The sequence below is a fragment of the Pseudomonas sp. GW821-FHT12A04 genome, assembly GCF_058807755.1.
Map to the genome: position 1 here is coordinate 131709 of NZ_JBXAQZ010000006.1, position 12727 is coordinate 144435.

Annotated in this window: 8 protein-coding genes; 4 read left to right on the forward strand and 4 right to left on the reverse strand. The window is 61.3% G+C overall.

The window, feature by feature from the left end; genetic code table 11:
- Window positions 1-83 precede the first annotated feature (83 nt).
- A complete protein-coding gene (locus AC1RS8_RS11600; RefSeq protein WP_007971481.1) occupies window positions 84-848 on the forward strand; it encodes a GntR family transcriptional regulator in 765 nt (254 codons plus the stop codon).
- 172 nt (window positions 849-1020) lie between these two features.
- On the opposite strand, the gene guaD is transcribed toward AC1RS8_RS11600, so the two are convergent.
- The 4 genes from guaD to xdhA form a co-directional block, all read right to left on the reverse strand.
- Window positions 1021-2325 (reverse strand): guanine deaminase, encoded by a 1305-nt coding sequence (gene guaD, locus AC1RS8_RS11605; protein ID WP_340314372.1) that lies wholly within the window; start codon window positions 2323-2325, stop codon window positions 1021-1023.
- An 8-nt stretch (window positions 2326-2333) separates the two neighbouring features.
- Window positions 2334-3176: a xanthine dehydrogenase accessory protein XdhC gene (gene xdhC / locus AC1RS8_RS11610; RefSeq protein ID WP_057715689.1), complete on the reverse strand. Its 843-nt coding sequence runs from the start codon at window positions 3174-3176 to the stop codon at window positions 2334-2336.
- A 135-nt stretch (window positions 3177-3311) separates the two neighbouring features.
- Window positions 3312-5711 (reverse strand): xanthine dehydrogenase molybdopterin binding subunit, encoded by a 2400-nt coding sequence (xdhB, locus tag AC1RS8_RS11615; protein WP_150812382.1) that lies wholly within the window; start codon window positions 5709-5711, stop codon window positions 3312-3314.
- Window positions 5704-7158, reverse strand: a complete 1455-nt coding sequence (gene xdhA, locus AC1RS8_RS11620; RefSeq protein WP_057715687.1) for a xanthine dehydrogenase small subunit — start codon at window positions 7156-7158, stop codon at window positions 5704-5706. Before xdhA ends, xdhB begins: the two co-directional genes overlap by 8 nt.
- Before the next feature lie 277 nt (window positions 7159-7435).
- Between xdhA and AC1RS8_RS11625 the strand changes: the two genes are divergently transcribed.
- The 3 genes from AC1RS8_RS11625 (at window position 7436) to zipA (ending at window position 12698) form a co-directional block, all read left to right on the forward strand.
- Window positions 7436-8095: a GntR family transcriptional regulator gene (locus AC1RS8_RS11625; RefSeq protein ID WP_489340081.1), complete on the forward strand. Its 660-nt coding sequence runs from the start codon at window positions 7436-7438 to the stop codon at window positions 8093-8095.
- Window positions 8096-8097: 2 nt separating this feature from the next.
- Window positions 8098-11586 carry a chromosome segregation protein SMC gene (gene smc, locus AC1RS8_RS11630; protein WP_154946549.1) on the forward strand — a complete coding sequence of 1163 codons (3489 nt, stop codon included), beginning with the start codon at window positions 8098-8100 and terminating at the stop codon, window positions 11584-11586.
- Window positions 11587-11843: 257 nt separating this feature from the next.
- Entirely contained in the window at window positions 11844-12698 is an 855-nt protein-coding gene (zipA, locus tag AC1RS8_RS11635) for a cell division protein ZipA (protein ID WP_008050196.1), read from the forward strand.
- Window positions 12699-12727 lie beyond the last annotated feature (29 nt).

Genomic DNA, 12727 nt, shown 5'->3' on the forward strand with positions numbered 1-12727 from the left:
TTTTACGCGATACTTGCCAGCGACCCACTGTGCCGTATTACAGTCACGGTCAATTCGCCGCAGTTCTTCCGACTCGAGTGCCCATGAACGAACAGTTGCAACCCCTAAAGAAACAACCGCGAGCAGGCAAAGCCGGCCGCAGCGGTACCCAGGACGATATTGTCTACGCGCATATCTTCGAGGCCATCCTCGAGCAGCGTCTGGCGCCCGGCACCAAGTTGAGCGAAGAAGCGCTGGGGGAAATTTTCGGGGTCAGCCGCACCATCATTCGCCGCGCCTTGTCGCGCCTGGCCCATGAAGGCGTGGTGCTGCTGCGTCCGAATCGCGGCGCCGTGGTCGCCAGCCCGAGCGTCGAAGAAGCCCGTCAGGTGTTCATGGCCCGCCGTCTGGTCGAGCGTGCGATCACCGAATTGGCGGTTCAGCACGCTACCGCCGAGCAGATTGCCGAGTTGCGCCAGATGGTCAACGATGAACGCGACAGCTTCTCGCGCGGTGATCGCGGTGCCGGTATCCGTCTGTCGGGCGAGTTTCACCTGAAACTGGCCGAAGCGGCGAAAAACGCCCCGTTGATCAGCTTCCAGCGCAGCCTGGTGTCCCAGACGTCGCTGATCATCGCCCAGTACGAAAGCGGCAACCGTTCCCATTGCTCCTACGACGAGCACACCCAGTTGATCGACGCCATCGAAAAGCGCGACGCTGAACTGGCGGTGAACCTGATGATGCATCACATGGATCACATCGACAGCAAACTCAACCTCGACGAGGAAAGTGCGTCGGATGATCTGCATGCGGTGTTCTCGCATTTGCTGCAGACCAAGAAGCCTGGGCGTTCGCCCGCGAAAATCTGACACCGCCCCCTGTAGGAGCGAGCCTGCTCGCGATGGTCGTTAACGATTACGCGGGAAGCCTGACACCCCGTGTCGCCCTCGGGTTCATCGCGAGCAGGCTCGCTCCTACAGAGGGTCAAAAAAATCCCCCGGAATCTGATGATCACGGGGGATTTTTTATGTCCGGAGAAATTTACCGCTGATGCACCAAATTCCCCGCCGCATAGGTCTGCTGCACCGTCCGGTCATCCCCCAGGGTCATCAACACAAACAATGTCTCGGCGATGTTATTGGCCTGCTTCAGGCGATAGCTCAGCAGCGGCGTGGCGTTGTAGTCCAGCACCAGGAAGTCGGCGTCGGTGCCCGGTTGCAGGTTGCCGATCTTGTCTTCCAGGCGCAATGCGCGGGCGCCGCCGAGGGTGGCCAGGTACAGCGACTTGAACGGGCTCAGGCGTGCACCTTGCAGTTGCATGACCTTGTAGGCTTCGTTGAGGGTTTGCAGCAGCGAGAAACTGGTGCCGCCACCCACATCGGTGCCGATGCCGACATTGAGCTTGTGCTTCTCGGCCATCGGCAGGTTGAACAGGCCGCTGCCGAGGAAGAAGTTCGAGGTCGGGCAGAACGAGATGGCCGAACCTGTTTCTGCCAGTCGCGCGCACTCGTCATCGCACAGGTGCACACCGTGGGCGAACACTGAGCGCTCGCCGAGCAACTGGTAGTGATCGTAGACGTCCAGGTAGCCCTTGCGCTCCGGGAAAAGCTCTTTGACCCACTCGATTTCCTTGAGGTTTTCGCTGATGTGGGTCTGCATGTACAGATCCGGGTACTCGGTCAGCAGCTGACCGGCCAGGGTCAGTTGTTCCGGGGTGCTGGTCGGTGCGAAGCGTGGGGTGACCGCGTAGTGCAGGCGACCCTTGCCGTGCCAGCGCTCGATCAGCGCCTTGCTTTCGACGTAGCTGGATTCGGCGGTGTCGGTCAGGTAGTCCGGGGCGTTGCGGTCCATCATCACCTTGCCGGCGATCATCCGCAGGTCGAGCTGCTCGGCCGCTTCGAAGAACGAGTTCACCGATTGCGGGTGCACGCTGCCGAATACCAGCGCAGTGGTGGTGCCGTTGCGCAGCAGTTCCTTGATGAAAATGTCCGCGACCTGGTCGGCGTGGGCCTTGTCGGCGAACTGGCTTTCGCACGGGAAGGTGTAGGTGTTGAGCCAGTCCAGCAGTTGCTCGCCATAGGCGCCGACCATGCCGGTTTGCGGCAGGTGGATGTGGGTGTCGATGAAGCCGGGGGTGATCAGTGCATCCTGGTAGTGGGTGATTTCGACGTCCGCCGCCAGGGTCGGCAGCAGTTCGCTGGCGTGACCGAGGGCGCTGATCTGGCCGTTATCCACAACCAGCAAGCCGTCTTCGAAATACTCGTAGGAGGCTTCGATGCCAACGACGGCTGGGTCGGCGATGCTGTGCAGGATGGCGGCGCGGTAGGCTTTGCGAGTCAGAGGCATGAGAATTCTCAGTTGGAGGCTTGGCTGCGGCGTGAGGCAGGCAGCAGTTTGGCAATCGATCCGGCGCTGGAGGTTTGCTGGCCGAAGTTCGCGTTATAGGTGGCGATGATTTCGCCGGCGATGGAGATGGCGATTTCCACAGGCAGCTTGCCTTTGACTTCGCCGATGCCCATCGGGCAGCGCATGCGTTGCACGACGCTGTTGTCGAAACCGCGGTCGCGCAGGCGATGTTCGAACTTCACCCGTTTGGTCTTCGAACCGATCAGGCCGAAGTAGGCGAAGTCGTTGCGCTTGAGGATCGCAGCGGTCAGTTCGAGGTCGAGTTGATGGTTGTGGGTCATCACGATGTAGTAGCTGCCGGCCGGCAGATCATCGATTTCATCCACCGGTTCTTCGCTGACGATCTTGCGCACGCCATGGGGGATCTGCTCGGGGAATTCATCTTCCCGCGAATCGATCCAGCGCACCCGGCAGGGCAGGCTGGCCAGCAGTGGCACCAGGGCGCGGCCGACGTGGCCGGCACCGAACACGGCGATCTGCGCTTGAACCTGGCCCATCGGTTCGAACAGCAAAACGGTCGCGCCACCGCAGCACTGGCCGAGGCTGGCGCCTAGGCTGAAGCGCTCCAGATGGGTGTCCTGCTTGCCGCTGGCGAGCATCTCGCGAGCGATCTTCATGGCCTTGTATTCCAGGTGCCCGCCACCGATGGTGTCGAAGCTCTGGTTCGCGCTGATGACCATCTTCGAGCCAGCATTGCGCGGCGTCGAGCCGAGCTCTTCGATGATGGTAACCAGCACGCAGGGCTCACCCTGGTTTTGCAGGTCGGCGAGGGCGTCGATCCAGTTGTACATGTTCACCTCGACATCTGTGTGTCTGTTAGTCCGCCATCGCGAGCAAGCTCGCTCCCACATTGGATTTGTACAGGTCCATCAGTCAGCACATAACCCTGTGGGAGCGAGCTTGCTCGCGATAGCCGCACCTCGGTCCTAGAGCGAAGCCAACTCGGTCTCAGCCTCGACAGCCTTCGCCGCCTTCAACTGGCGCATCTGCTCACAGCCCCACAACACTCGCTCCGGCGTCGCCGGGGCGTCGATTTTCGGTTGATGCCGGTAATCGCCCAGGCTCGCCACGGCGTCCTTGATCGCACACCACGAGGCGATGCCGAGCATGAACGGCGGCTCGCCCACGGCCTTGGAATGGAACACCGTGTCTTCGGGGTTCTTGCGGTTTTCCACCAGCTTCACCCGCAGGTCCAGCGGCATGTCCGCTACGGCCGGGATCTTGTAGCTGGCCGGGCCGTTGGTCATCAGCTTGCCCTTGTTGTTCCACACCAGCTCTTCCATGGTCAGCCAGCCCATGCCCTGGATGAAACCGCCCTCGACCTGACCGATGTCGATGGCCGGGTTCAGCGAGGCGCCGACGTCGTGGAGGATGTCGGTGCGCAGCATCTTGTATTCGCCGGTCAGGGTGTCGACCAGCACTTCGCAGCACGCTGCGCCAAAGGCGAAGTAGTAGAACGGACGGCCGCGAGCCTGGCTGCGGTCGTAGTAGATTTTCGGGGTCTTGTAGAAGCCGGTGCTCGACAGCGACACCTGGGCGAAATACGCCTGCTGGATCAGCGCTTCGAAGGTCAGGATGTGATCGCGAACCCGCACGTGGCCGTTGTGGAATTCCACGTCCTCTTCGCTGACCTTGTACTGGCGAGCCGCGAATTCCACCAGGCGTTGCTTGATGGTTTCGGCGGCGTTCTGCGCGGCCTTGCCGTTCAGGTCGGCGCCACTGGACGCGGCGGTCGGCGAGGTGTTCGGTACTTTGTCGGTGTTGGTCGCGGTGATCTGCACGCGGTCCATTTCCACCTGGAACACTTCGGCCACGACTTGCGCGACCTTGGTGTTCAGGCCCTGGCCCATCTCGGTGCCACCGTGGTTCAGGTGGATGCTGCCGTCGGTGTAGACGTGCACCAGGGCACCGGCCTGGTTGAGGAAGCTGGCGGTGAAGGAAATACCGAATTTCACCGGGGTCAGCGCCAGGCCCTTTTTCAGGATCGGGCTGTTGGCGTTGTAGCGACGGATCGCTTCGCGGCGCTCGGCGTATTGGCTGCTTTCTTCCAGTTCGGCGGTCATCTCTTCGAGCATGTTGTGCTCGACGGTCTGGTAGTAGTGGGTGACGTTGCGCTCGGTCTTGCCGTAGTAGTTGGCCTTGCGCACCGCCAGCGGGTCGAGGGCCAGATGACGGGCGATGGCGTCCATCACTTCTTCGATGGCGACCATGCCTTGCGGGCCACCGAAGCCACGGTAAGCGGTGTTCGAGGCGGTGTTGGTCTTGCAGCGGTGACCGTTGATGGTCGCATCGCCCAGGTAGTACGAGTTGTCCGAGTGGAACATCGCGCGGTCGACGATCGACGCCGACAGGTCAGGGGAGCAACCGCAGTTGCCGGCCAGTTCCAGGTTGATGCCGTGCAGGCGCCCGGTGCTGTCGAAGCCCACGTCGTACTCGACATAGAACGGGTGACGCTTGCCGGTCATCAGCATGTCTTCGACCCGTGGCAGACGCATCTTGGTCGGCTGGCCGGTGAGGTGCGCGATCACCGCGCACAGGCACGCAGGGCTGGCCGCCTGGGTTTCCTTGCCGCCGAAACCACCGCCCATGCGGCGCATGTCGACGACGATCTTGTTCATCGACACGTCCAGCACTTCTGCCACCAGCTTCTGCACTTCGGTGGGGTTCTGCGTGGAGCAGTAGACGATCATGCCGCCGTCTTCGGTCGGCATCACCGAAGAGATCTGGGTTTCCAGGTAGAAGTGTTCCTGGCCGCCAATGTGCAGCGTGCCCTGGATGCGATGTTCGGCAGTGGCCAGCGCCGTGGCCGAATCGCCGCGTTTGTGGGTGTGGCTGTCGAGTACGAAATGGCGCTTGCGCAGGGCTTCGACCACGTCCAGCACAGGCTCCAGGTCTTCGTATTCGATGATTGCGGCCATCGCCGCCTTGCGCGCGGTTTCCAGGTCTTTCGCCGCCACGGCGATCACCGGTTGACCGACGAATTGCACGGTATCGATCGCCAGCAGCGGATCGCCCGGCAGCAGCGGACCGATGTCCTTCAGGCCTGGCACGTCCTCGTGGGTGATGGCGATGCGCACGCCTTCAAAGGCGTAGCAGGGCGAAGTGTCGATGCTGATGATCCGGGCGTGGGCACGGTCCGACATGCGCGCATAAACGTGCAACTGGTTTGGAAACTCCAGGCGGTCGTCGATGTATTGCGCTTCACCGGCCACATGCTTGGCGGCGCTGTCGTGCTTGACGCTGCGGCCGACACCGGTGGTCAGGTCCTTGGCGAACAGTTCAGCCAATTCGGCTTGGGTCTTCTCTACGGCGTGATGATTAGACATAAGCGGTCACCCGAGTCTCGATGTGCGGTGTTTGCAGTTCGATGAAGTATTTGCGCAGCAGGTTCTGTGCGCTGAGCAGGCGATATTCCTTGCTGGCGCGGAAGTCCGAGAGCGGCGTGAAGTCTTCGGCCAGGGCAGCGCAGGCGCGTTCGACAGTGGCGTTGTTGAATGGCGAACCGAGCAATGCGGCTTCGCAGGCTGCGGCGCGTTTCGGGATGGCGGCCATGCCGCCGAAGGCGACGCGGGCTTCAGCGACGACGCCGTTTTCCAGGCGAATGTTGAAGGCGGCGCAGACTGCCGAGATGTCATCGTCCAGGCGCTTGGAAACCTTGTAGGCGCGGAACAGTTTTTCGACGCTGGCGCGGGGCACGATGATCTTCTCGATGAACTCGCTTTCCTGGCGCGCCGTGACACGGTAATCGATGAAGTAATCTTCCAGCGCCAGGGTACGGCGGGTTTCGCCTTTGCACAGCACGATTTGCGCGCCGAGGGCGATCAGCAGGGGCGGCGAGTCACCAATCGGCGAGGCGTTGCCGATGTTGCCGCCCAGGGTGCCCTGGTTGCGGATCTGCAAGGACGCGAAGCGGTGCAGCAATTCACCGAAGTCCGGGTACTCGGCGTTCAAGGCCTCGTAGCAATCGGACAGGGACGTGGCGGCGCCGATTTCCAGGCGATCGTCAAAGCGGTCGATGCGCTTCATCTCGGCGACGTTGCCGACGTAGATCATCACCGGCAGGGTGCGGTGGAACTGCGTGACTTCCAGCGCCAGGTCAGTACCGCCGGCCAGCAGGCGGGCCTGTGGATAAGCGTCGTAGAGGTCGGCCAGGTCGGCCACGGTCAGCGGCACGAGGCAGCGCTTGTCGCCGCTGTTGAGTTCGCCGATATCGGTCGGGGCAATGGCTTTCAGGCGTGCGATGGTGTCGGCCTCGCGGGCATCGAACTGGTCTGGCTGCTTGGCGCAGCAGGACTGCTCGGCGGCTTCCAGGATCGGCCGGTAGCCGGTGCAGCGGCAGAGGTTGCCGGCCAGTGCTTCGTGGGCCTTGGCGTGATCCGGTGCATCGCTGTTCTTTTGCAGGGCAAACAGCGACATCACAAAGCCGGGGGTACAGAAGCCGCATTGCGAGCCGTGGCACTCGACCATGGCTTTCTGCACGCTGTGCAGTTCACCTTTGTGCTTGAGGTCTTCGACGCTGATCAGTTGCTTGCCGTGCAGGGACGACACGAAGGTCAGGCACGAGTTGAGGCTGCGATAGCGAATGTGTTCGCGGCCGTCATCATCGGTCTGCAATTCGCCGACCACCACGGTGCAGGCGCCGCAGTCACCGCTGGCGCAGCCTTCTTTGGTGCCGGGTTTGCCCACATGGTCGCGCAGATAATTGAGCACGGTCAGGTTCGGGTCCAGGGCGTGCTCGCTACGGAGTTCCTGGTTTAGTAAAAACTGGATCACGGAAGGCCTCGCAGACTCATTATTGTTGTTAACCGATAGGAACTGAATTTAGCAGGTCTGACTTTTCGGTCAATGATTTTCTGACTTAAAGGTCAGGAAATTACAATTTGTCGATTAACCACCTGTTCCTTAATTATTGTCGCTGGTTCGATAGCCTGCCTTTTTGCTTGAATTTGCTTGAATCGTGCCAAAAACCTCCGGGCGGGCACTCCGCCCTGACGCAGCAATTGCGCTACACTGCGCCGCTTGTACAGATCAAAGAGTTTGAAGGACAACCATGACGTTCAAGGCGCCGGACAGCCTCGCCGAGCAAATCGCTCACCACCTCGCCGAACGCATCATTCGCGGCGAAATGAAGCCCGGAGAGCGCATCCAGGAACAGAAGGTCACGCTGGCCCTCAACGTCAGCCGTGGTTCGGTCCGCGAGGCCTTGCTGATCCTCGAGCGTCGGCACCTGATCGCGATCCTGCCGCGACGGGGCGCCCACGTCACCGAGCTCACGCCGCACAAGGTGCAGAGCCTGTGCACGCTGATGAGCGAACTCTATATCCTGCTCGGTAACTCCGTGGCCAGCGGCTGGAAAACCCAGGCCGACATGGCGCCGTTCGTGCAGATCCAGCAACGCCTGACTGCCAGCTACGAGCGTCAGGACATCCGCACTTTCGTCGACGACAGCTTCAGCGTAATGCGCGCGGCGTACCCGTTCGCCAACAACCCGTACTTGCAGGAGACAGTCGAGAATCTGCAGCCGGCCATGAGCCGTGCCTATTTTCTCGCGCTGGAGCAGCGCAAAGCGTCGATGAGCGAATTCCTCGAGCTGTTCGAACGCTTGCTCGCTGCGGTGCTGGCCCGTGACTTTGTGCAGATTCGCGAAGTGCTGACGGCTTACGCCCAGCGCAGTTGCGATCTGGTGATCTCTGCCCTGACGGACGCCTGAGGGTGCGGCTCAAGTGCATCAAGCTGGCGGGGTTCAAATCCTTCGTCGACCCGACCACGGTGAACTTCCCCAGTAACATGGCGGCGGTGGTCGGGCCCAATGGCTGCGGCAAATCGAACATCATCGACGCCGTGCGCTGGGTGATGGGCGAGAGTTCGGCGAAGAACCTGCGCGGCGAATCGATGACCGACGTCATCTTCAACGGCTCCACCAGCCGCAAGCCGGTGAGCCAGGCGAGCATCGAACTGGTGTTCGACAACTCCGACGGCACCTTGCTCGGGGAGTACGCCGCTTATGCGGAAATCTCCATTCGCCGCAAAGTGACCCGCGACAGCCAGACTACCTATTACCTCAACGGCACCAAATGCCGGCGCCGCGACATCACCGACATCTTCCTCGGCACCGGCCTTGGCCCGCGCAGCTATTCGATCATCGAGCAGGGGATGATCTCCAAGCTGATCGAGTCCAAGCCCGAAGACCTGCGCAACTTCATCGAAGAAGCCGCGGGTATCTCCAAGTACAAGGAGCGCCGGCGCGAGACGGAAAACCGCATCCGCCGCACCCACGAGAACCTTGAGCGCCTGACCGACCTGCGCGAAGAGCTTGAGCGTCAGCTCGAACGCTTGCACCGCCAGGCCGAGGCCGCCAAGAAGTATCAGGAATTCAAGGGCGAGGAGCGTCAGCTCAAGGCCCAGCTGTCGGCCCTGCGCTGGCAGGCGCTGAACGATCAGGTCGGCCAGCGTGAAGCGATCATCGGCAACCAGGAAGTTTCTTTCGAAGCCTTGGTGGCCGAACAGCGCAATGCCGACGCAAGCATCGAGCGCCTGCGTGACGGGCACCACGACCTGTCGGAGCGCTTCAACCTGGTGCAGGGGCGCTTCTACTCGGTCGGCGGCGACATTGCCCGGGTCGAGCAGAGCATCCAGCACGGTCAGCAGCGTTTGCGCCAGTTGCAGGATGACCTGAAAGAGGCCGAGCGCGCACGCCTGGAAACCGAATCGCACCTGGGCCACGACCGCACGCTGCTGCTGACCCTCGGCGAAGAGCTGGACATGCTCACCCCGGAGCAGGAAGTCACCAGCGCCGCCGCCGAAGAGGCCGCTGCCGCGCTGGAAGAATCCGAAACCACCATGCACGGCTGGCAAGAGCAGTGGGATACGTTCAACCTCACCGCCGCCGAGCCGCGCCGTCAGGCCGAAGTGCAGCAATCGCGGATCCAGCAACTGGAAACCAGCCTGGAGCGCCTGGCCGATCGCCAGAAGCGTCTTGGCGAAGAACGCGCCTTGCTCTCGGCGGACCCGGAAGACGCGGCGATCATGGCGCTCAGCGAGCAGCTCGCCGAATCCGAAGCGACGCTCGAGGATTTGCAGACCAGCGAAGAAGCCCAGGTCGAAAAGCTTGAGCAGTTGCGTCAGGAACTGCAGCAAGCGCTGACCGCGCAGCAGCAGGCGCAAGGCGATTTGCAGCGCCTCAACGGTCGACTGGCTTCACTCGAAGCTTTGCAGCAAGCCGCGCTCGACCCGGGCACCGGTACCGCCGAATGGCTGCGCGAACAGAATCTTGCGAATCGCCCGCGCCTGGCCGAAGGCCTGAAGGTTGAGGCCGGTTGGGAACTGGCGGTGGAAACCGTGCTGGGTGCCGACCTGCAAGCGGTGCTGGTGGACGATTTCAACGATTTCGATCTGTCCGGGTTTGCCCAGGGCGACTTGCGCTTGCTCAGCCCGTCCAGCGATGGCGTACGGGTGCCGGGCAGCCTGCTGGACAAGGTCGAGGCGCAGCTCGATCTGTCGCCATGGCTGGGGCAGGTCAAGCCGGTGGACAGCCTCGAACAGGCCTTGGCCTTGCGCAGTCAATTGGCTGCCGGGCAGAGCCTGATCAGCCGCGACGGTTACTGGGTCGGTCGGCATTTTCTGCGGGTGCGTCGGGCCAGTGAAGCGGAAAGCGGCGTGCTCGCCCGGGGTCAGGAAATCCAGCAACTGGGCCTGGAGCGCGAAGAGCGCGAAGCCGCTGTCGAAACCCTGGAAACCCGACTGCAGAATCTCAGGGCACAGCAGCGTCAGCAGGAGAACGGGCGCGAACATCTGCGCCGTTTGCTGCAGGACGAAGCACGTCAGCAAGGTGAGTTGAAGGCTCAATTGTCTGCCGGCAAGGCCAAGGCCGAACAATTGACCCTGCGCCGTACCCGCCTCGACGAAGAGCTCATCGAACTCGATGAGCAGCGAGCGCTGGAACACGAAAACATCGGCGAAGCGCGCCTGCAATTGCAGGAAGCCCTCGACAGCATGGCGCAGGACACCGAGCAGCGTGAGTTGCTGCTGGCCCAGCGCGACAGCCTGCGTGAGCGTCTGGACCGGGTGCGTCAGGAAGCGCGGCAGCACAAGGATCACGCCCATCAGCTGGCGGTGCGTCTGGGCTCGCTCAAGGCGCAGCATGATTCGACGCGCCAGGCGCTGGAGCGGCTGGAGATGCAGTCCGAGCGCCTGACTGAAAAACGCGAGCAACTGAGCCTCAATCTGGAGGAGGGCGAAGCGCCACTGGAAGAGCTGCGCCTGAAACTCGAGGAGTTGCTCGACAAGCGCATGACCGTCGACGAAGAACTCAAGACCGCGCAGATCGCCCTCGAAGATGCCGACCGCGAACTGCGCGACGCCGAGAAGCGCCGCAGCCAGGCCGAACAGCAATCCCAGTTGATTCGCAGCCAGCTCGAAACCCAGCGCATGGAATGGCAAGCCCTGACCGTACGCCGCAAGACTTTGCAGGACCAATTGCTGGAAGACGGCTACGATCTCCACGGCGTACTCGCGACACTGACTGCCGAGGCCAGCGAGAAGGAAGCCGAGGAAGAGCTCGAGCGCATCGCCGCCAGGATCCAGCGTCTGGGCGCGATCAACCTGGCGGCCATCGATGAGTACCAGCAACAATCGGAGCGTAAGCGTTATCTGGATGCGCAGAACGACGATCTGGTGGAAGCCCTTGAAACCCTTGAGAACGTGATTCGCAAGATCGACAAGGAAACCCGCAACCGTTTCAAGGATACCTTTGATCAGATCAATGGCGGTTTACAGGCGCTTTTCCCAAAAGTTTTCGGTGGAGGCCGCGCGTATTTGGAACTGACGGGCGAAGATCTACTCGATACAGGGGTAACAATCATGGCGCAGCCGCCAGGAAAGAAGAACAGCACCATCCATTTGCTCTCCGGCGGCGAAAAGGCCCTGACCGCATTGGCTCTGGTTTTTGCGATCTTCAAGTTGAACCCGGCGCCGTTCTGCATGCTCGATGAGGTTGACGCGCCACTGGATGACGCTAACGTTGGACGCTACGCGCGATTGGTAAAAGAGATGTCACAGACAGTGCAGTTCATCTATATCACCCACAACAAGATCGCCATGGAAATGGCCGAACAACTGATGGGTGTGACGATGCACGAACCCGGTTGTTCACGTCTGGTGGCGGTGGATGTCGAGGAGGCGATGGCGATGGTGGATGCCTGAGTCGTGGTTGTAGGAAGAGTGTTTGCGGTTTGTAGGACTCTTTTCCTGGCTTCGACTTGCTGGCCAATCGACATATTCGCGCTAGCCAACGTGGTAGACGGTGTAAAGTTGCCTTTGGTCGTGCTAGTTTAATGTCAATTTTTCGTATACGTGGGCAAAACGCCTGTCAGAACATAGAGTTGGCGCCACGTTTTAAAGCGGTTTGCAGGTTGTAAACCCCTTATTTTTCAGCATTTTTTATAGAGGCACGGGATTACATGGAAATCGGTCTGCGCGAGTGGCTGATCGTCATCGGCATTATTGTCATTGCCGGTATTCTTTTCGATGGCTGGCGCCGTATGCGCGGCGGCAAGGGAAAACTGAAGTTCCGTCTTGATCGAAGTCTGTCCAACCTGCCGGACGAGGACAGCAGCGCCGAGCTGCTGGGCCCGCCGCGCGTGCTGGACGCACATAAAGAGCCGCAACTGGACGAGCAGGATCTGCCATCGGTGAGCATGCCGGCCCGGGAGCCTCGCGAGTCGGGTTCCAAGCGCGGCAAGCGTGGCCATAGCGAGCCTTCCCAGGGCGACATGAACCTCAGCCTGGATCTGGACGGCGGCCCGAGCTTCAGCAGCCGCGACGACGATTTCCCGGACGACACCAAGTCCGCGCCAGCGGTCAACGACAAGGATCAGCCGCAAGCTGAAGAAGTGCTGGTGATCAGCGTGATCTGCCGCGACGCTGCCGGCTTCAAGGGCCCGGCGCTGTTGCAGAACATTCTGGAGAGCGGTTTGCGTTTCGGCGAGATGGATATTTTCCATCGCCACGAAAGCATGGCCGGCAACGGTGAAGTGCTGTTCTCCATGGCCAACGCCGTCAAGCCTGGCGTATTCGACCTGGACGACATCGACCACTTCAGCACTCCGGCGGTGAGTTTCTTCCTGGGTCTGCCAGGTCCTCGCCATCCGAAGCAAGCCTTCGACGTGATGGTGGCAGCGGCGCGTAAACTGTCCCAGGAGCTCAACGGTGAGCTCAAGGACGACCAGCGCAGCGTGCTGACCGCCCAGACGATCGAGCACTACCGTCAGCGCATTGTCGAGTTCGAACGCCGCGCCCTGACCCAGAAACGTTGATTGAAATGGTTATTCCCGCGCGGTGCGCG